We start from the raw sequence: 19,450 nt of genomic DNA, 5'->3' as shown, positions 1-19,450 counted from the left end.
GCGAGACGAGGAGATTCATCATGACGACCAACTTTGAAAAACTCTCCACCGGCGACACCATCGACGGTCCGAAGTTCCCGGTTTCGCGCGAATCGATCCGGCTCTTCTGCGATGGCTCGCTCGACTACAATCCGCTGCATCTCGACGACGACTACATGAAGAACAGCTTCGGCAAGACCAATTTCGGCGGCATTATCATGCATGGCATGAATAATTTCGGGCTCATCACCCGGATGCTGACCGACTGGGCCTATCCCGCTGGCGCCATTCATCGCCGTCTCGAAACGCGCTGGGTCAAACCGGTGAAACCCGGCGACACGATCCAGCCGGTTGGCATCATCAAGGCCAAGCAAACCACCGAGAAATCGCGTTGGGTGCTGATCGATGTGCTGGTGAAGAACCAGAACGACGAGAAGGTCGCCATTGGCGAGGCCATGGTCGAATTTCCCGTTCAAGCAACCACCTGAGCGTCGGAGGCCAGCGCAATGCCGATTTCAATTGCAGGAGCGGGGGTCGGTGGACTGACGGCCGCCCTTAGCCTGCATGCCGCCGGCCGCGACGATGTTGTCGTGTTTGAAGCTGCACGCGAAATTCGGGACGTTGGCGTCGGCATCAACCTGCCGCCGCACGCCGTTCGCGAACTCAGTGAATTGGGGCTCGGAGACGCGCTGGCAGCCATCGGGGTGCGGACAAAAGAGCTCGCCTATTATGACCCTGCCGGACAGCTGATTTGGGCTGAACCTCGCGGACTTGATGCCGGATATCGATGGCCGCAATATTCGGTTCACCGTGGTCAGTTGCAGCGGCTGCTTGTCGATGCCGTCCGCCAACGGCTGGGCGCCTCGGCCATTCGGGTTGGACGGCGTGCAACCGGCATCGACGTCCATTCGGGTTATGATGGCGGTGTCGCGATGCTTGCGGTCGATGTGGAGACGGGGCAGTCCGAATCTCATCCGGCCGATGTGGTGGTGGCGGCAGATGGTATCCGCTCGGCACTGCGTGACAGTTTGTACGGCGCACCCACCGCTATCGCATCGAACGGATGGGTGATGTATCGCGGGGCGGCCAAGGCCGGACCGTTTCTGACCGGTCAGTCGATGGTTATCGTCGGTGACGAAAATCAGCGCGTCGTCGTTTATCCGATCGCTCCGGGCCTCATCAATTGGCTGCTGGTGCGCCCGGCTGACAAAAATAGATCGGATGCAGAACTCGGGAATTGGAATGTACCGATAGCGTCTGACGCAGTCGCGGCATTCGTGCGCGACTATCGCTTCAGCTGGCTCGATGTGCATGATCTGATTGCGTCAACTGCTTATGCCTATGAATATCCAATGGCCGACATCGATCCGCTGCCGCGTTGGGTTTTTGGGCGTGGCGCTCTGCTCGGCGACTCTGCCCATGCGATGTATCCGTTCGGTTCGAACGGCGCGTCACAGGCGATTCTCGATGCGCGGGTGTTGGCCTATCAGATCGCGACGGCGCCTTCGATCGACGAGGCGCTGCTGGCCTATGAGAGCGAGCGCCGTCCCGTGGCAACAGAAGTCCAGCTGGCCAATCGACGGCAGGCTGGTGATGTCATGGCGCGGGTGAGCGAGATGGCGCGACGCGGCGCCCATGGCGATGCCGCCACCGAGCTGCAGGATATCGAGCGTCGCTACAAGCAACTTGCCGGTTTCGACGTCAATGCGCTGAATGACCGCAAATCGTGGAGCGTGCACGCCACGCCATCATGATCATCAACGGATGGAAAATCCGGATCAGAAGAAACTCGAAAACATGGGAAGATTCGATATGGGATGGCTTGGCACGACGTTGCGTTGTGGCTTGATGGCAGCTGGCTTGGCTTGCGCTGTCGTCGGTGTTGCCAGCGCTCAGGAAGCATATCCCGTGCGGCCTATCCGGTTGCTGGTCGGCTTTGGTCCCGGCGGGGCGACCGACATCACGTTCCGCAAGCTCGGCGAGCTTGCGAGCAAGCAACTCGGCCAGCCCATCATCATCGAGAACAAGCCGGGGGCAGGCGCGACGCTTGCGCCCTCGATGATGGCGAAGACCGACAGTCCTGATGGCTACACGATTGCGGCAGCTACCGCAGGATTGTTGCGTTACCCATACATGCAGAAAGTCGATTGGAATCCGATCAAGGATTTTACCTGGATTGCTGGTCTCGGTGGTTACACATTCGTGCTCGCGGTCAATGCCGACTCACCATTCAAGACGGTTGGGGATCTCGTCGCCTATGCGAAGGCAAATCCCGGTGGGCTGACGATCGCGACCGCCGGGGCTGGTACCACGATGCATCTTCTTGCTGAGGCTCTTGCCGGCATGGCGGGTGTCGAGATCACACATGTCGGATATCGCAGTAGCAGCGAGGCCGGTACGGCCGTGCTGGGCGGCCATGCCATGGCAACCGTCGATGCGGTAGGTACGATTCTTCCCTACACGGAGCCCGGCAAGATGCGCATGCTGCTGTCGTTCGATCCGCAACCGGTCGACTGGCTGGCGGGCGTGCCGACTGCCAAGAGTCTCGGCTACGACCTTGTCTATCCCGCTCCTTATGGACTCGTAGGACCGAAGAACATGCCGCCTGAGATTGTCGGCAAGTTGTATCGGGCGTTCAAGGCGGCGGCCGATAGCGACGAGTACCGCAAATTGCTCGAGACACTGCGACAAACGGCGTGGACGCGCGCGCCAGGCGAGTACGAGCAATGGGCGCGAGAGTTCTATGTTTCAGAGCGATCGCTGGTCGAGAGCGCCAAGCTGCTGCGACAGCCCTGAGAAGATCTGATGTTACAAACAATGCGAAAAGCAAAACAAGGGCAGGGAACGGCGATGAAGCTTGTACTGACTGCAGTTTGTTCGGCGTTCATGCTGGTCACCGCGACGACCAGCCACGCCGCCGACCAGAATTTTCCGGTCAACCAAATCAAGATCATCGTGCCGTTTCCGGCGGGGGGCACGACGGACATCCTGGCGCGGTTCGTTGCGCAATATCTCGGTGAGAAACTCGGCGTCTCCACGATCGTCGAGAACCGGCCGGGTGCGTCCGGTACGATCGGTTCGGAAGTTGTGGCGAAATCGCCCGCGGATGGCAGCGTGTTGCTGGTCACGGCCACGCATCATGTGATTAATCCGAGCCTCCGCAAGAGCCTGCCTTACGATACACAGAAGGACTTCTCGCCGATCGCCGTGGTGGCAACGGCGCCGAATGCGCTGGTCGTCACCAAGGATTTTCCGGCCAGGACCGTCGGTGAACTGATCGAGATGGCGAAGACGCAGCCGGGCAAATTGTCGTTCGGCTCTTCGGGAATTGGCGGCGCCAATCATCTGTCCGGCGAGCTGTTCAAGCAGATGGCCGGGATCAATATCGAGCACATTCCGTACAAGGGCGCGGCGCCTGCGATGAACGATCTGATCGGCGGCCATATCCCGATCATGTTCGACACGCTGCCCACGGTTCTGCCCGCTGCGGAGGGTGGCACCATCCGCGTGCTGGCCGTCACCAGCGCGCAACGCGCGACGTCGCTACCCAATGCCCCGACCCTCGACGAGGCCGGCGTGAAGGGTTTCGAGGCCACTGCCTGGTTCGGCATGTATATGCCGCAGGCCAATGGCAATCCGGCCTATACGAAGCTGGTCGCCGCCATGAAGGAAATCCTGGCAGCATCGGCGACTCGTGAGAAATTCGCGACCCAGGGTGTCGAGCCGGGCAAATTGACCGGCGCCGAATTTGCCGGATTCGTCGATTCGGAGATCAAAAAGTGGGGCGCGGTGGTGAAAACCGCCAATGTTCCGCAGGAGTGACGTGCACTGGTTTGAGGTCCGGTTGGTTGTGCCGGCACCTCAAGCCTCCAAAATACCAGCAAATATCGATCCAGTAGCCGTCAGGGGGCTGGATCGGATTGACAGTCCGGCGCCCGATGGCTTAGAAACCGCGGGTCCCGGGCGACTTGGTCGCCAGCGGGTTCAAGCCCATTTTCGCTGATTTCGGCCTGCCGCGCGCGGTCTTTGACGTCAGTATCGCAAGCTATCAGGATTGACCGATGAAAGTCCGTAACTCGTTGAAATCGCTGCGTGCTCGTCACCGCGATAACCGCCTGGTCCGCCGCAAGGGCCGCGTCTACGTGATCAACAAGACCCAGCGCCGTTTCAAGGCCCGCCAGGGTTGATTGCTGTCCGGCCGGCCGTTTCGGCCAGCCGAGACGTTCGGGCTTTTGTCCGACATCACAGGTGTTTGACGCGCTGCTGCTTTGCAGCGCGTTTTTTCGTGTTTAGACTTGCAGCATGGCATTGAGAATCCCGGCCGCAGGTTTTGGAATTCTGCTGAGCGCGCTTCTGGGCGCTGCTCCTGCTTTCGCGCAGGTCAAAGATCCGCAGGTCGTGACCCCGGATGCGCCGAAGAAGATCCCCGAGCCGCCCGCCAAACTGCCGAAGGTCAATGCCGACAAGACGCGCGGCCTCGATTTCCTGTTCGGGGCGCTGAAAGCGGCGCCGGACGAAGCCAGTGCCAAACACGTCGAAGGCCGGATCTGGGCCCTGTGGTCGCAAACCTCGAGCGATACGACGGCGCTGCTGATGACACGCGCCAAGACGGCGCTGGACGCCAAGCAGGTCGACCTGTCGCTGGAACTGCTGAGTGCTGTGGTGAAGCTGCGCCCCGATTACGTCGAGGGCTGGAACCGGCGGGCCACGCTGTATTATCTGCAGAACGATTACACCCGCTCGCTGCAGGATATCGAGCAGGTGCTGGTGCGCGAACCCCGGCATTTCGGTGCTCTGGCGGGGCTCGGCATGATCATGCAGGAGTTGGGGGACGACAAGCGTGCGCTTGATGCGTTCCGAAAGGCGCTTGCGGTCAATCCGCATCTCGAAAAGGTGCCGGAGCTGGTCAAGACCCTGACCGAGAAGGTCGAAGGCCGCGATATCTGACATTCCTTGAAAGTCGGGACGTCGGCGGGACATCGCCGGACCATCGCCCCGCTTTGACGCATCCCTGCTGCGCTGCGACAAAATATCTAGACATGGTCGCCGGGGAATCAAACTTCCGACACATGAAATAGGCGAAAAGGGCGTTTTCCAAGCCACGGGAAGGGACACCTTTTGGCGCCGAAGTCATTTCCGCTCTTTGCATTGCTATGCCTGTTGATGACCGCGCCGTTGGTGCCCGGGACGACCAGTCCTGCGTTGGCCCAGAAGGCCGATGCGGCGCCGGCGCCCGCAGCATCGACACTGTCTCCGGATCAGGCCAAGGCCGCCCTCGATACGCTGCAGGACGATGCCAAGCGCAAGGAGATGATCGACACGCTGCGCGCGATTGCCACTGCGACGCCTGCGCCGCCCGAAAAGAAGCCCGCCATTCCGCTCGACGCCGACAGCCTTGGCGCGCAATTGCTCGTGACGATTTCCGATCAGCTCGGTGATATTACGCGCGAGGTCTCGACAGCCGTGCAGTCGGTCACGCGCTTTCCGGCGCTATGGTACTGGCTGCAGCGCAGCGCCAACGACCCCGCCACCTATCATCTTCTGTTCGACATCGCCTGGAAACTTATTGTCGTATTCGGCGGTGCGCTGGCGGCGGAATGGCTCATGGTCTGGCTGCTGCGGAGGCCGCAGGCGGCGCTCGAAGCGCGCATTCCCTTTGTCGCGCGCGCGCCGGCGGCGGTGATTGAACGCGTTGATCCGCCGTCTTCCACGGCCGATTTCACCGAGGCGCCCGATCTCAACAAGCGGCGGCGCAGCCTGACCCGGGCCTGGCAGTCGTTGCTGCGGCTTCCTTACGTCGTCGGCCGTTTGCTCCTCGAATTGATTCCGATTTTCGTCTTCACCGGCACGGTATCGCTGCTACTCGGCACCCAGATCGGCGATGCCGGGATCACGCGCCTCGCGATCCTTGCGATCGTAAACAGCTATGTGGTGGCGCGCGCCGTCATCTGCGCGATGCGCGCGCTATTCGGGCCGCTTGCGCTGTTCAGGGTGAAGGAGGAGACCGCAGCCTATCTCGAAATCTGGACGCGTCGCATCGTCGGCGTCGGCGCAACCGGCATAGCGATCGCCAATGTCGCCCTGATGATGGGCCTCTATCGCTCGGCGCATTTTGCGCTGATCAAGCTCGTGATGCTGGTCGTGCATCTGTTTGTCGTCGTCATCGTCCTGCAATGCCGGAAGCCCGTTGCCGATGCACTCCGCGCGCCGATCGGTGCTACGGGCTTCCTGAGCGCGATGCGCAATCGTGTCGCCAGTCTCTGGCATGTGCTGGCCATCGCCGTCGTGATGGCAGCTTGGACCATCTGGGCGCTCAATATCCAGAACGGTTATTCATTGCTGCTGCGATACATCGTCGGCACGGTCATCGTCGCGCTGGTGGCCCGGCTCGCCTCGATGATTGCGCTGAGTCTCATTGATCGCGGTTTCCGCATCAAACCGGAAATCCTTCAGCGCTTTCCGGGTCTTGAGACGCGTGCCAATCGTTATCTGCCACTGTTGCGCAAGGTCGTCGCAACGATCATCGCAGTGATCGGCCTGGTTGCCCTGCTGGAAGTGTGGGGCGTCAATGCAATTGTCTGGTTCTATGGCGGCCAGATCGGGAGTCGGGTCGTCTCGGCTGTCGTCACCGTCGGCATCGCTGCCATTGTCGCCGCTGTTGTGTGGGAAGGTAGCAATGCGCTGATGGAGCGTCAGCTTGCGGCACTGACGCGCGATGCTCATTTCGCCCGCGCGGCACGTCTGCGCACGTTTCAGCCGATGCTGCGCACGACATTGCTTGGCGTAATCATTGCGGTGGTTGCGCTCACCGCGCTCAGCGAGATCGGTGTCAATGTCGCGCCGCTGCTCGCCGGTGCCGGCATCCTCGGCATTGCCATTGGCTTCGGTTCGCAGAAGCTGGTGCAGGACGTGATTACCGGCTTGTTCCTACTGCTGGAAAGCACCGTGCAGGTTGGAGATAACGTTACGGTGTCGGGCCTGTCGGGAGTCGTGGAGAACGTCTCGATCCGTACCATCCGGCTGCGTGCCGGCGATGGGTCGGTTCACATCATTCCGTTCAGCGCGGTGACGACGATCACCAACGCCAGCCGCGGTGCTGGTAACGCGGCTGTGAGCGTCAGTGTCGCCTATAAGGAGGATACCGACCGCGCCGGCCAGTTGCTGAAGGATATTGTCGAGGAAATGCGCAGTGAAACCGCTTTCAAGCCGCTGATCCGCAGCAATCTGGAATTGTGGGGCGTCGATAAGGTCGATGGTTCGATGGCGACGATCGTTGGTCAGATCAGGTGCACCGATTCCGGTCGCTGGGCCGTGCAGCGCGAATTCAATCGCCGCATGAAAATCCGCTTCCAGGAAGAAGGTATCGAGATCGCCTCGCCGGGACAGACCGTCCTGATGCAGTTGCCGCCACCTTCCACCGAAGTTGCAGAAGGCGATGACGCAGATATCCAGCAGAGCAAGTCAGCGCAGCGCCGCGCGGGCTAGCGATTATCGCTGCTTTTCGACGATGCGACAGCTTCGGATTAACCAAAGTTGCGGCTCGTCGCCCGCGCTATTTCAGCAGCGGTCCCTATAGGTCGAAGAAAGATGCGAAGCTCGCGCGGTCCACGATTCCGCAATGTCCGAAAGTGGACAATAAGGAAGACCAGAACAATTCAGAATAGGCTTGTCGGTCGATCTAGTGCAGGACGTTATTGCCGGGTCGGATGGCACCGGACAGGGGTGAAGCGGCATAGAGCTGCTGCAATTCCGCTTCGAGTTGCTCGTTGACCATCAGCAAAGCCTTGAGCGCGCCGCGCAGGTCGCCATTGCAGGTAGAAATGATTTCGTCGATCACGGTATCGGTGGGGCGGGACGTCATGGAACTATCTCCAGTTCAGATCATTGCCTCAGATCGCCGGGCGATCATGGCGATAACCGGGCGGGAACGAATGCGTTCCTGTGGATAGTGTGGACAGTCACTGCGGCCCATTCGTTACGGCCGCCGTAGCAAAGCTGCAAATGCCCCCCATATCCACAAACATTACCTCCCTCCACGGGCCCCCCTCGGTGAGAAAGTTTGTGATTGTCCTGCTCGCACTGCTCCTCGTTCCCATCGGTGTGTCGGCTGCCAGATACTGGATGGGCGATCGCTCGGTCGATTGGCAGAGCGCGGATCGCTCAAGCGCGGGTTTATTGCCATCGCCTGCCGCACATCCCGAGGCACTTGTCCGCGTCTTTGCGGCGCGGACCGTGCGCTGGCGCGGTATCTTTGCCGTCCATAGCTGGATCGTATTCAAGGAAAAGGGCGCGTCGCGTTATACCCGCTACGATTATACGGCGTGGGGCGAGCCCATCCGCCTGAATGGTTTTGCGGCTGACGGCCGCTGGTTCGGCGATGTGCCGACTGCGCTCGCATCGGCTGATGGCGAAGCGGCCACGGTGATGATCCCGAAGATCCAAGCGGCCATCGCTGGCTACTCCTGGCGCTCTTACGGCGACTATCGGGCGTGGCCCGGCCCGAACTCAAACACGTTCGTCGCGGCCGTTCTCGCCGCCGTGCCGGAATTGCAGGTGGCATTGCCGCCCACCGCCATCGGCAAGGATTTTCCTTATGCGGGGAATGCCTTCGGCTGGACACCCTCCGGGACCGGCATGCGCGCTACGTTAGGCGGCTATCTCGGTATCACCGCAGGCTGGGTCGAAGGGCTCGAGCTCAATCTGCTCGGCGCCGTATTCGGCCTCGACATCCGCCGGCCCGCGATCAAACTACCGGGCATTGGTCGTCTTGGCGTCAGCGCGTAAGTGGCGCGCGGCGTGAAACCCTCTGGGTACCGCCGCGTAGCTGGATCGTGCACGGAACTCCCCGGATATTGGCGATGATCTCAGTCAGCGTGGTGGCCGCTATATGCGTGCTGGCCGTGGCCACGCAGGTTGGTGTGTTCCTGTTCGAGCGTAAATATCCGCCAACGGGTGAGTTTGTCGACGTCACGGGTGGCCGTCTGCATGTGGAGCAGATGGGACCACGCGATGCATCCGGCCCGCCGATTGTTCTCGTCCATGGCGCCACGTCGAGCATGGAGACCATGCGGTTGCCGCTCGGCCATATACTGGCAGAAGAACACCGCGTCATCCTGGTCGACCGTCCCGGCTTTGGCTGGAGCTTGCGCAGCGATGTGCCGAACTCTTCTCCGGCGATGCAGGCGAAGATGATCGACGCAGTGCTCGAAAAGCTCGGTGTCGATCGGGCGATTATCGTTGTGCATTCGCTGGCCGGCGCATTGGGCGCGCTGATGGCACTGGACTATCCGCAACGTGTCGCTGGGCTGGTCATGCTGGCGGGTGTCACTCATCCCTGGCCCGGTGGCGTTGGAATCTATAACAAGGTCGTCACCACGCCTGTGATCGGCAAGCTGCTGGTCTATACAATCACGTTGCCGCTGGGCTATTTCCTGACCGACATCGGAGGCCGCGCGGTGTTTGCGCCGCAGGTCATGCCCGAAGGCTACATCGAACAGACGGCAACGCCGCTGGTATTGCGGCCGCGCGCCTTCCTCGCCAATGCCTGGGATCTGGTAACGCTGAAGCGCGCCGTCATGGCGCAGGCATCGCGCTACGCCGACATCAAAGCTCCGACCGTGGTGATCACAGGCTCAGCCGACACCATCGTATCGCCGGAGATTCATTCGCACCATTTCGCAGAAACGGTGCCCGGCGCCAAACTAATCGTGCTCCCGGGCGTTGGTCACATGGTGCAAAACGCCGCCCCGGACCTTATCATCGGTGAGATCGAGAATATGATCTTGGCCGCTGACACCAAAGCGAAGGCGGCGTCGCGCTAGTATCCGGCTTGATCGGCTTCAAACCAAATTGAGGAGATGTGCATGACCACGACTTTCGGTTCGGCCAAATGGCAGGGCGGCATCAAGGACGGCAAGGGATCAATTTCCACCAAGAGCGGCGCACTCAGCGACTATCCCTACGGTTTCGCCAGCCGCTTCGAAGGCAAGCCGGGCTCCAATCCTGAAGAACTGATTGGCGCAGCCCATGCGGCCTGTTTCACCATGGCGTTGTCACTGATCCTCGGCGAGGCCGGGCTCAAGGCTGACAATATGGAGACCAAGGCCGACGTGACGCTGGAGAAGCAGGGCGATGGATTTGCCATCACCAAGGTGCACCTGACGCTCTCGGCGAAGATCCCCGGTGCCGACAAGGCGAAGTTTGAAGAATTGACTGCGAAGGCGAAGGCCGGCTGTCCGGTGTCAAAGGTGCTGAATGCCGAGATCACGCTCGACGCGGCGCTGCTCTGAGAAATATCTCGTGCGAGCAAATTGACCTCTCCCCGCACCGGGGAGAGGTCGCATAAGTGAACTACATGTCCGCGTCGTTCGGTCCGACATAGGCGATGCGGACCATATTGGTGGCGCCGGGGGTCCCGAGCGGAACGCCCGCCACGATGATGATGCGCTGGCCGGCTTTAGCGAAGCCGTCACGGAAAGCGATGCGCCCGGCGCGGTCGACCATATCGTCGAGATTCTTCGCATCTTCCGCCACGACGCAATGCACGCCCCACACCACCGATAATTTGCGGCCGGCTGCGAGGTTCGGCGTGATCGCGACCACTGGCGGCTTGGGCCGTTCACGGGCGACGCGGACGGCGGTGGATCCTGAGCTGGTCCAGCAAATGATCGCAGACAGATCCAGCGTCTCTGCGATCTGTCGTGCGGCGTCCGCAATGGCGTCACCGGCTGTGGGCTCGGGGTCGGGGCGCTGGGCCATCAGCACGGTACGATAGGTCGGATCGCGCTCCACTTCCTCGCCGATGCGGTTCATCGTCGAGACCGCTTCGACCGGGAATTTGCCGGCGGCGGATTCTGCCGACAGCATGACGGCGTCGGCGCCTTCATAGATCGCAGTTGCCACGTCCGAGACTTCGGCGCGGGTCGGGACTGGGCTCTGGATCATCGACTCGAGCATTTGCGTGGCAACGACGACGGGCTTGCCGGCGCGGCGCGCCATGCGCGTCATGCGCTTTTGTAGACTTGGTACCCGCTCCAGCGGCAGTTCGACACCGAGATCGCCGCGCGCCACCATCAGCGCGTCGGAGGCTTCGAGAATGCTGTCGAGCCGGTCGATGGCCTGCGGCTTCTCTATTTTCGACATGATGGCGGCGCGACCGCGGACCAGGCGCTTGGCTTCATGCACGTCCTCGGCGCGCTGCACGAAGGACAGGGCTATCCAGTCGATACCGGTCTCGAGCGCGGCTTCCAGATCCAGGCGGTCCTTCGGCGTCATTGCCGACACCGGCAGGTCCGTATCGGGCAGGCTCACGCCCTTGCGGTCGGAGATGCGGCCGCCGACCACCACGCGCGTGACCGCGCGGTCGTTCGACGTCTCCTCGGCAATCAGCCGCAGTTTGCCGTCGTCGATCAGCAGCGCGTGGCCCGGGCGAAGTGCAGCGAGAATTTCCGGATGTGGCAGGTGCACGCGGGTGGCGTCGCCGGGGGCGGGATCGGAATCCAGTACGAAGCTCTCGCCGTTCTTGAGCTGCACGCCGCCTTCAGCAAAGGAGCCGACGCGCAGCTTCGGGCCCTGCAGATCGACAAGAATACCGATCGGGCGGCCATAACTGCTCTCCACATTGCGGATGGTCTTCACCAGCTCGCGCATCTTGTCATGCGGCGTATGGCTCATATTGATCCGGAACACGTCGGCACCAGCCTCGAACAGCTTGCGGATCATCGCACTGTCCGACGAGGCTGGGCCCAGCGTGGCCAGAATCTTGATGCGGCGTTGACGTCTCATTGTTTGCCTCCCGGCGGTACTGATGGCGGCAGGGTCGTTGACCCGCCCGGGGGCGCGCCACCTGGCGTGTTGGGTAGACCGGGGAAGCCTGCGCCGGGTGCGCCCGGAGGCGGTCCAGTCGGCCCCGGAATGCCCGGCAGCTTCGGCGGTTGTTCGTTGGTTTCGGTCAGTTGCACCGTCCAGGCACGCTGTTCGCCGGTATCGACCTCAAAAAAGCCGGTGCGGTCGAAGCCGCGCGCGAGGCAGTTTTCGGTGCCCTTGATGGTGAATTCCTTGTCGCGGGAGCACATGAAGGCCTGACCCGACCATTCGCCGCCGCGGTCGTAATCGAGCGCGTAGATATAATAATACCGCGCAACCAGGGTTCCACGCAGCAAGGTTTCGCAGGCGCGCGACGAAACGTTCCACCAGCCCTCGGTGGTCCAGCCATCGGCATCCTTGTAGCCCAGCGCGATCCCGACCCGGCTCGAGGTGTTATTGCACAGCCGGAAATCAGCAGCCGCGGGGTTCGCCCACAGGCACGACAGGGCCAACGCCAGCACCGGCAAAAGGCCGGTGAAGGGGATGCGTCGAAACGGGCGGTGAAGGGAATCTCTTGCGGTCATGCGGCGAAGCTATCTCAATTCGTTGACGATTTCGCGTGACCCGGCGGGTCTGTCAACGGCCGCGGAACCAATTCTTCCCCCTTCAGCCAGTTTGCGCCGTGATATGGCAAAATCTGTGACAGGCCCCATGTTACACAAAGACGGCAGTCCGGTATCGGGTGCAACAGCGAGACCATTCATGGCGATTGACGACAAGATTCAGATCGAACTCGAAGCCGCGGCCTTTCGCCGGCTGGTTGACCATTTGCGCGGTCGCACGGATGTGCAGAATATCGATCTGATGAACCTCGCCGGCTTCTGTCGGAACTGCCTGTCAAACTGGCTGAAGGATGCTGCCGATGCCAAGGGCGTGGCGATGACCAAGGATGAGAGCCGCGAAGCGATTTACGGCATGCCTTACGAGGCCTGGAAATCGCTGCATCAGGCCGAGGCCAAACCCGAACAAATTGAGGCCATGAAGAAAGCGCACAGCGGGCACTGACGATTTCTCGTCTTTTCAGGCATGAAATCAAAGCTGTGGGGGCGCTGTGGATGATCGCGATGGCGCCTTGACGCAAGGCATGGCGATCTTGAGTGTCATTTCCTTAAGATTAATGCGCGCATAACGCTGCGCACCTAAAACTCACCCAACACCCATTCAAAGCAACATCAGTTCACCAGGAGTTTCCGATGGCCACCTCTGCTGCGTCCGTGCTGGACGATCAGGCGACACACTCTTTCGCCAAGGACCAGCTCAAGGCCATCGTCGAGCGTATCGAGCGCCTTGAGGAAGAGAAGAAGACGATCTCCGACGACATCAAGGACGTCTATGGCGAAGCAAAGGGTAATGGCTACGACGTGAAGGCGCTGCGCACCATCATCCGCATGCGCAAGCAGGACGCCAACGAGCGCGCCGAGCAGGAGACGATCCTCGAGACCTATCTGCAGGCCCTGGGAATGCTGTAAGGCGCTTAGCGCGCCAATACTCAGCCAGGCACTCAGGTGTCATACGCGGGCAAAGGCGCGAAACGCGTCTTCGCGCCGGACGACCCGCGTATCTCTCTAGCCACAAAAATAGCGATGGATGGCCGGGTCAAGCCCGGCCATGACACCCTTATAATCTGAGAAATTCGCGTTCTTAACGCAGTGATGCCGTGCGCATCACAAACGCAGTCGTCGCAAGCGACGCCGTTGCCGAGCCAGTGAAGCGGTCGCAGACCAGGCCAAGCTGCGGATCATCCGAGAAATTCATCGCCACTACTGCCTGCGGCTTGACGAAATGCGCACGCAGGATGGTCATGTCACCGTCGCCCATCACCGATGCTGACATCGATGTGGTGGCGCTTGGCGCCAGGATCATCGCGCGCATCCAGACATGGTTGTCCGGAATGGCTGTGGCGGTCAGGCGGGTCGCGACTGCAATGGTGCTGCTCTGGCCCTGAGCGCCCTTTGCGACCACCGTGGTGATGTTGTTCACCGCCATTGGGTTCTTCGCCGCCGATGCCGGACGCATGCTGCGCGGGATCGGCGCGCTGGCGGCAACGACATTGGCGCGATCGACCGGGGAGTTCGCCGGCGGCGCATAGGCCATCGCCTTGGCGAAGCTGGACTCGCTAACAGCCGGCTGCGGATCGACCACATTGGCCAATGCCTGACGCGCGGTGATCGCGGCGACCTGCTGTGGTGTGGCCTGCTTCGGCGCCGGCATGTCATCCCAGAAACCGCGGGCATTGATGATATCGGCCGGCGTCTGCGGCCGGTTGTCGGCTTTGGTTGCGGGAGCGGGCGAGGGAATCGGCGCCTTCGGGCGCGGCAGCGGAACAGTCTCGGTGTCAGCCGATGCGAGCTGATAGGTCGCCGCTGCTGCGGGCTTGGAGCGCGGCATCGGAACGGCGTCCGAAGACTTCGCCTCAGCCTGCTTCGTTTCGGCCTGTTTCGCATCAACCGGTTTCGCGGGCATCGCGGCGGCCATCATACCCACAGGCGACGGCTTGGCGGGCGCGATCGCGGCTGCCGCGCTCTCGTCTTCGTCGTCATTCGACTTGCCGCCACGGAACAGCGAGGCGAACAGACCCGGCTTGCTCTTGGCCAGAGCGGCGCTGTCGCCATCGCCGCGCTTCTCGATGTCAGCCATCGCCAACTGATAGCCTGCCAGCGGACGGCCATCGGTCGGCACATGCACGGTGCGGCCATCGGGGAAGACGCGCGCCAGCTGGTCATGCGTCATGCGCGGCCAGTGCCGGATGCTACCGGTGTCGAGATGCACGAAAGGTGAGCCGGAGGTCGGGTAGAAGCCGACACCGCCGCGCTGCAAGCGCAGGCCGGCGAAGCGGATCTTCTCGAGCGCCACGCCGGGAATGAAGAAGTCCATCGCGTGGCCAAGCATGTGCTGGCTGGCACGAGCGACGCCGGACGAGCGGCGGCGGAGCATGGCGTTGGTGGCTGGAGAGCGATAGGCGGAGATGATCTGGATCGGCGCCTTGCCGTCGACGTCGCGGTAGACCTCCCAGAGAATGTCGAACAGGCGACGATCCATATTGGTCTGGTCCTGGCTGCGCCAGTCGCGGAGGAAGTAATTGATCTTCTTCATCGCGTCGTCGTCATAGCGGCCATTGCGCTTGAACGTGACGGTCAGATCTTCGCCGGAATGAGTATGGTGGAAAGAGAGGGTGCGGGTTTCGTCGAGAGCGGTGGCGTTGTGGACAGAACTGGCGCCTGCCATCAGCAGTACCGCAGCGAGGCCGGCATGAAAGCCGGCGCGCGATGTGCGCAATCCCGTTTTGCGTGCGAAACTGCTCAGCACGTATGAACCCACCCAAGTCGACAACTCTCTCGCTACCCCATGCGGCGACAGAGAGTGAACGTACTCTTAAAACGGGAGGGTTAACCGAGATTTACAACCCATCCCCCCAAGCGGGCTTTTCAGCCAGCCATTAAACTTAACTCATTGAGTATGGCGAAAAATAGCCCGCTGCCGGGTTCCGGATGGACGATGGTTAACCTCGATGACGGGTGAAACGTAAAAAGGGCTCCACCAAAAGGTGAAGCCCTTGATAACTCTATCCATTTTTTACGGCAGCGCCGCTGCTTAGCGGGTTACTGTCCGGCGCGGCTTCTGGCCTGGTGCTACCGGCTGTGGTGCCGGCGCACCGCCGCCGAACAGGCGCTCGAAGAACGACAGGCCGTTATTGCTGGCCATGCGCGAGCCGTTGTCGTTGAAAGCCACGCCCTGCGGGATGTCCGCGCGCGGGCGTGAATAGCTCGGCTGGGCTCGCGCGACGACCTGCTCCAGATCCTTGTTCTTGCCGCTGCGCAGAAGCTGCATCATCTGCGCGTCACGTCCGTAGATGTCCTTGCGCAGCTGCAGCTTGCCCGCGTCATCGACGAAGGCGGTCTGATAGGTGATGTTCACCGGGATCGGTGTCGGGAATTTCAGATCGATCTCGCTGCGGCCATACATGCCGCGAACCTTCTCCGGCGTGTAGTGTTCGTTCGGCATCGTGATGTTCAGCAGCGTCGCGGCGTATTGATCCGGATTCTGCACGCGCATGCATCCGTGGCTGAAGGCGCGCTCGTCGCGGCCGAACAGGTTCTTGTCCGGCGTGTCGTGCTGATAGACGAGGAACTTGTTCGGGAAATTGAAGCGGATACGGCCCAGCGCGTTGGCTTCACCGGGAGGCTGCGCAATGTGGATGCTGCCGTCGGAATTGCGCGTCAGCTTCAGGCCCATGCGGTCAAGCACCGTCGGGTCCTGCTGCAGAGCGGGCAGGTATTCGTTGTAGATGATCGACGGCGGCACGTTCCAGGTCGGGTTGACCGTGATGTACTTCATCGTCTCGGTCATCAGGGGCGTGGCGTGATTGCCCGGCTTGCCGACGACGACGCGCGTGGTCCAGACCTGCGCGCCGTTCTGCATCACTTTCAGCGTATAATCAGGGATGTTCAGCATCACATAGGCATTGCCGACTGCGGGTGCGCCAAGCTGGCGCGGCAGCCAGCGCCAACGCTCCATGTTGACCAGCACTGTATCGATGTGGCGATCGCGCTTCGGCGAATTCATCGCGCGCACGGTGGCCTCGTCCAGCACGCCGGTGGCCTTCAGGTCATTGCTGGCCTGATACTTGCGAACGGCCTCGGCGACGGCAGCGTCATATTTGGTCTCGGCCGGATTCTCGACATTGAGGCGAGCGCGTAGCAACGGCACGCGCGGGTCGTCCATTACGGTCGGGTTCGGATTTTTCTTCGTGGCCTTGGCAAAACGCAGAGCCGGGCCTTCGCCAATTGGCTGCACCGGCGTTGCGGTTTCGCCGCGCAGTTCAGCGAGCTTCTTCTTCAGTTCCTGATAGCCCTTGTGCGGCGGGTTATAGGCGTCGAGGGCGGCCGAAGCGTTCTTCGCGGTCGAGATGTTGGCCAGGACTTCGCCCGGATCGGTCGGATGCTCAGGATACATGATGTCGCCGGTCACCTGCGACCAGTGCATGCGGCCGCTCTGTGCCTGACGGGCATAGTCGAGCATGCTGGCGGTGAGCTTCAATTCGGCTTCGGCGAGCGCATCGGGCGTATTCGCCGAAGTGAAATCGGGCACGGGATAGTCGGCAGCGTCGAGGCCGTCAGAGCCTGCGTCCTTGAGGCGAGCGATCACGCCCTTTGCCGCCGTGGTCGCGATGCCGCCCTGGGTCCATACCGGTGCGAAGTCGCGTGCCGTGTAGAACTTCTCAACTGCGGCGCGCTCGCCCTTGCGGTCAAAATAGCGGGTCGACTTGGCGCCCAGCATGTCGCGCAGCTTCTCGGCGACCGGCTGATCGCTGGACGCAACGGTGGTCGCGGGTTTGGCGATGTCCTTGGCGACATCCTTTGGGGGCTCGGCTGCCGGAATAGCAGGCGCGACGGCGGTCGCTGCCGGCGGCGTTGTGGCGGCGGGCGCGGTTGCAGCCTCGCCCGGCTTCACATCCGCAGGCGCGTTCGTGGCCTCAGTCGCCTTTGGCGTATCCGTCGAGGTCGAGCCGATGGTCTTCTCAGACGCCTTGGTCGCATCGGGCACCGACGCCGTGGTCTCGGCCTTCGGCGCGTCGGCCTTGAAGTCGGCAGCGGTCGGCGGGGCTACGTTGGCGGGTTCGGGGCGCGGCACCGCCGCATCGATGGCGAGTTCGGAGACACTGTCACGGGGCGTTGCGCTCTGGGCAGCAACAGCGGCGCCAGCGGAGACCGTCAGGAATGTCGCGGCCACGGCCATCAGCACGCGGTCGAATCCGGAACGGCCCTTGGAATAGTCTCGCATTCTCGCACCTCGTTAGAAGAGCTGCTCCGGCATGGAACAGTTCCAGTCTGACGTCATCAGCTTCGGCTGAAGCAGTCGCGTCGTTGGCCTGCCAGCTCCGATTCAGAGCACTTCCTGTGCAGACGATACACGCGTCCGACACAAGCGCTAGCACTTGCCGGACATGTCACAACAAACTGACTGCAACATCCCCGGTTTGCAACGCATACCGGGGATTCACCAATGCTTTTGGCTTTGTGTGTCACCGGACCGCAACGGTTCAAGTTCCGTAGCGATCGTAACAACATGTTCAATCGCGTGCGACGCGAGAAGTTCAATTTGACGGAGCGGATTCCGTCATCGAAGAATCCTTCTCCGCCGCTTCATCGAGCTTGCGATACAGCGTCGACCGGCCAATTTTGAGGCGCCGCGCGACTTCCGACATCTGGCCACGGTAATGCGCAATGGCGAAGCGGATGATCTCGGATTCGAGCTCTTCCAGCGACCTGACCTCGTTTTCGGCCGTCAGCATGGTCAGGCTGCCGGCGACGAGTGGCAACATGGCTGCGTCGATGCCGGGTACCATGGTCGGCGCGACGGCGTGAAAGGCCGGTTCTACAATCAGCGGCTCTGCGGCCGATGCTACGATCGAGGGGGCGTATGCGTTGATTTGTGGGAAGTCGGCCAGTCCGAGCTGATCGCCTTCGCTCATCACCACAGCGCGGTAGACGGCGTTTTCCAGCTGCCGGATATTCCCGGGCCAGTCGAGTTGCGTGAGCATCGTCATGGCGTCACCAGCGATGCTGGTAATCAGCCGCTTTTCCTCGGCGCAGAAACGCGCCAGGAAGTGTCGCAGCAGATACGGAATGTCCTCGCGACGCGCCCGCAGCGGCGGCACCGTCAATGGCAGCACATGCAGGCGATAGAACAGGTCTTCGCGGAATCGTCCGGCTTTGACGAGGTCGAGCAGTTTGCGGTTGGTCGCAGAGATGATGCGGACATCGACTTTCACCGGCTTGCGGCCGCCGACGGCCTCGACCGAACCTTCCTGGAGCGCGCGCAGCAACTTCACTTGTGCCGATAGCGGCAGCTCGCCGACTTCATCGAGAAACAGGGTGCCGCCATGCGCCTCGACGAACTTGCCGAGATGCCGGTCGGTGGCGCCGGTGAACGCGCCCTTCTCATGGCCGAACAGGATCGACTCCACGAGGTTGTCGGGAATCGCGCCGCAATTCACGGCGACAAACGGCTTGCTGCTGCGCTCGCCCGAGCCGTGGACGGCCCGCGCGATCAATTCCTTGCCGACGCCGGACTCGCCTTCGATCAGCACGGGGATGGTGGAGGTCGCAGCTTTGCGTGCGGTGCGCAGCACTGCGTCCATACCGGCGTTGCGTGTGACGATGTCGGCGAAAGTGAGCTTGCCTTCGCGGCTGTGTCTGATGCGCTGCAACTCGCCTTTCAAGGCGCTGGTATTCAGCGCATTGCGCAAGCTCACCTGGAGACGCTCGACGCCAACCGGTTTGACAACGAAGTCATGCGCGCCGGCGCGCATCGCTGACACCACATTGTCGATGCCGCCATGGGCGGTCTGGACAATGACGGGGATGCTGAGGCCGGTGTCGCGGATCTTGTCGAGCACGCCCATGCCGTCGAGGCCGGGCATCATCAGGTCAAGGACCAGGGCGTCAATAGTGGGGGCTTCGGGATCGCTCAGACGCGCGATGGCGGCATCACCGCTCTCGACAGTGATGGCCTCATAGCCGCAGCGCTGCACCATGTTCTCAAGGAGGCGGCGCTGGACGGCGTCGTCATCTGCGATGAGGATTCGTTCGGCCATGGCAACTCC

Annotated in this window: 18 protein-coding genes; 12 read left to right on the top strand and 6 right to left on the bottom strand. The window is 61.7% G+C overall.

What is annotated here, in order from left to right; genetic code table 11:
* Nucleotides 1-20: 20 nt before the first annotated feature.
* The 7 genes from AC1RLZ_RS18710 to AC1RLZ_RS18680 all read left to right on the top strand — a co-directional run bounded on the left by AC1RLZ_RS18710 (nucleotide 21) and on the right by AC1RLZ_RS18680 (nucleotide 7,464).
* Nucleotides 21-467 (top strand): MaoC family dehydratase, encoded by a 447-nt coding sequence (locus tag AC1RLZ_RS18710; protein ID WP_493189835.1) that lies wholly within the window; start codon nucleotides 21-23, stop codon nucleotides 465-467.
* Nucleotides 468-485: 18 nt separating this feature from the next.
* Nucleotides 486-1,733 carry an FAD-dependent monooxygenase gene (locus AC1RLZ_RS18705; RefSeq protein ID WP_493189834.1) on the top strand — a complete coding sequence of 416 codons (1,248 nt, stop codon included), beginning with the start codon at nucleotides 486-488 and terminating at the stop codon, nucleotides 1,731-1,733.
* Between the two features lie 154 nt (nucleotides 1,734-1,887).
* Entirely contained in the window at nucleotides 1,888-2,775 is an 888-nt protein-coding gene (locus AC1RLZ_RS18700) for a tripartite tricarboxylate transporter substrate binding protein (protein ID WP_493189833.1), read from the top strand.
* Between the two features lie 54 nt (nucleotides 2,776-2,829).
* Nucleotides 2,830-3,801, top strand: a complete 972-nt coding sequence (locus tag AC1RLZ_RS18695) for a tripartite tricarboxylate transporter substrate binding protein (protein ID WP_493189832.1) — start codon at nucleotides 2,830-2,832, stop codon at nucleotides 3,799-3,801.
* Nucleotides 3,802-4,040: 239 nt separating this feature from the next.
* A complete protein-coding gene (gene ykgO, locus AC1RLZ_RS18690; RefSeq protein ID WP_011509735.1) occupies nucleotides 4,041-4,166 on the top strand; it encodes a type B 50S ribosomal protein L36 in 126 nt (41 codons plus the stop codon).
* 115 nt (nucleotides 4,167-4,281) lie between these two features.
* Entirely contained in the window at nucleotides 4,282-4,926 is a 645-nt protein-coding gene (locus tag AC1RLZ_RS18685) for a tetratricopeptide repeat protein (protein ID WP_493189831.1), read from the top strand.
* Between the two features lie 216 nt (nucleotides 4,927-5,142).
* Entirely contained in the window at nucleotides 5,143-7,464 is a 2,322-nt protein-coding gene (locus AC1RLZ_RS18680; RefSeq protein WP_493189861.1) for a mechanosensitive ion channel domain-containing protein, read from the top strand.
* A 193-nt stretch (nucleotides 7,465-7,657) separates the two neighbouring features.
* Here the strand turns inward: AC1RLZ_RS18680 and AC1RLZ_RS18675 are convergent, their stop codons facing one another.
* Nucleotides 7,658-7,840 carry a hypothetical protein gene (locus AC1RLZ_RS18675; RefSeq protein ID WP_371421107.1) on the bottom strand — a complete coding sequence of 61 codons (183 nt, stop codon included), beginning with the start codon at nucleotides 7,838-7,840 and terminating at the stop codon, nucleotides 7,658-7,660.
* Between the two features lie 140 nt (nucleotides 7,841-7,980).
* Here AC1RLZ_RS18675 and AC1RLZ_RS18670 point away from each other — a divergent pair, with 140 nt between their 5' ends.
* From AC1RLZ_RS18670 to AC1RLZ_RS18660, 3 genes are all read left to right on the top strand, one after another.
* Nucleotides 7,981-8,763, top strand: coding sequence for a DUF3750 domain-containing protein (locus tag AC1RLZ_RS18670; RefSeq protein WP_493189830.1), 783 nt, complete (start codon nucleotides 7,981-7,983; stop codon nucleotides 8,761-8,763).
* Between the two features lie 74 nt (nucleotides 8,764-8,837).
* Nucleotides 8,838-9,800, top strand: a complete 963-nt coding sequence (locus tag AC1RLZ_RS18665; RefSeq protein WP_493189829.1) for an alpha/beta fold hydrolase — start codon at nucleotides 8,838-8,840, stop codon at nucleotides 9,798-9,800.
* A 42-nt stretch (nucleotides 9,801-9,842) separates the two neighbouring features.
* A complete protein-coding gene (locus AC1RLZ_RS18660) occupies nucleotides 9,843-10,268 on the top strand; it encodes an OsmC family protein (protein ID WP_371421104.1) in 426 nt (141 codons plus the stop codon).
* Between the two features lie 61 nt (nucleotides 10,269-10,329).
* Here the strand turns inward: AC1RLZ_RS18660 and pyk are convergent, their stop codons facing one another.
* A complete protein-coding gene (gene pyk / locus AC1RLZ_RS18655) occupies nucleotides 10,330-11,763 on the bottom strand; it encodes a pyruvate kinase (protein WP_493189828.1) in 1,434 nt (477 codons plus the stop codon).
* On the bottom strand, nucleotides 11,760-12,368 hold the full coding sequence (locus tag AC1RLZ_RS18650; RefSeq protein ID WP_493189827.1) for a DUF1036 domain-containing protein: 609 nt from the start codon (nucleotides 12,366-12,368) through the stop codon (nucleotides 11,760-11,762). The genes pyk and AC1RLZ_RS18650 overlap by 4 nt, the downstream gene beginning before the upstream one ends.
* Before the next feature lie 178 nt (nucleotides 12,369-12,546).
* Between AC1RLZ_RS18650 and AC1RLZ_RS18645 the strand changes: the two genes are divergently transcribed.
* Entirely contained in the window at nucleotides 12,547-12,849 is a 303-nt protein-coding gene (locus tag AC1RLZ_RS18645; protein WP_371421101.1) for a DUF1244 domain-containing protein, read from the top strand.
* Nucleotides 12,850-13,037: 188 nt separating this feature from the next.
* Nucleotides 13,038-13,313: a DUF2312 domain-containing protein gene (locus AC1RLZ_RS18640; RefSeq protein ID WP_068728829.1), complete on the top strand. Its 276-nt coding sequence runs from the start codon at nucleotides 13,038-13,040 to the stop codon at nucleotides 13,311-13,313.
* A 172-nt stretch (nucleotides 13,314-13,485) separates the two neighbouring features.
* Here AC1RLZ_RS18640 and mepK read toward each other — a convergent pair whose 3' ends face one another.
* From mepK to AC1RLZ_RS18625, 3 genes are all read right to left on the bottom strand, one after another.
* Complete coding sequence (mepK, locus tag AC1RLZ_RS18635) at nucleotides 13,486-15,150, bottom strand: peptidoglycan L,D-endopeptidase MepK (protein ID WP_493189826.1); 1,665 nt, start codon at nucleotides 15,148-15,150, stop codon at nucleotides 13,486-13,488.
* 285 nt (nucleotides 15,151-15,435) lie between these two features.
* On the bottom strand, nucleotides 15,436-17,625 hold the full coding sequence (locus AC1RLZ_RS18630) for a L,D-transpeptidase family protein (RefSeq protein WP_493189825.1): 2,190 nt from the start codon (nucleotides 17,623-17,625) through the stop codon (nucleotides 15,436-15,438).
* Between the two features lie 313 nt (nucleotides 17,626-17,938).
* Nucleotides 17,939-19,441 carry a sigma-54-dependent transcriptional regulator gene (locus AC1RLZ_RS18625; protein WP_493189824.1) on the bottom strand — a complete coding sequence of 501 codons (1,503 nt, stop codon included), beginning with the start codon at nucleotides 19,439-19,441 and terminating at the stop codon, nucleotides 17,939-17,941.
* Between the last annotated feature and the right edge of the window lie 9 nt (nucleotides 19,442-19,450).

It is taken from the genome of Tardiphaga sp. GW822-FHT04G09 (assembly GCF_058800725.1).
This window is presented reverse-complemented; position numbering and strand designations above follow the sequence as displayed.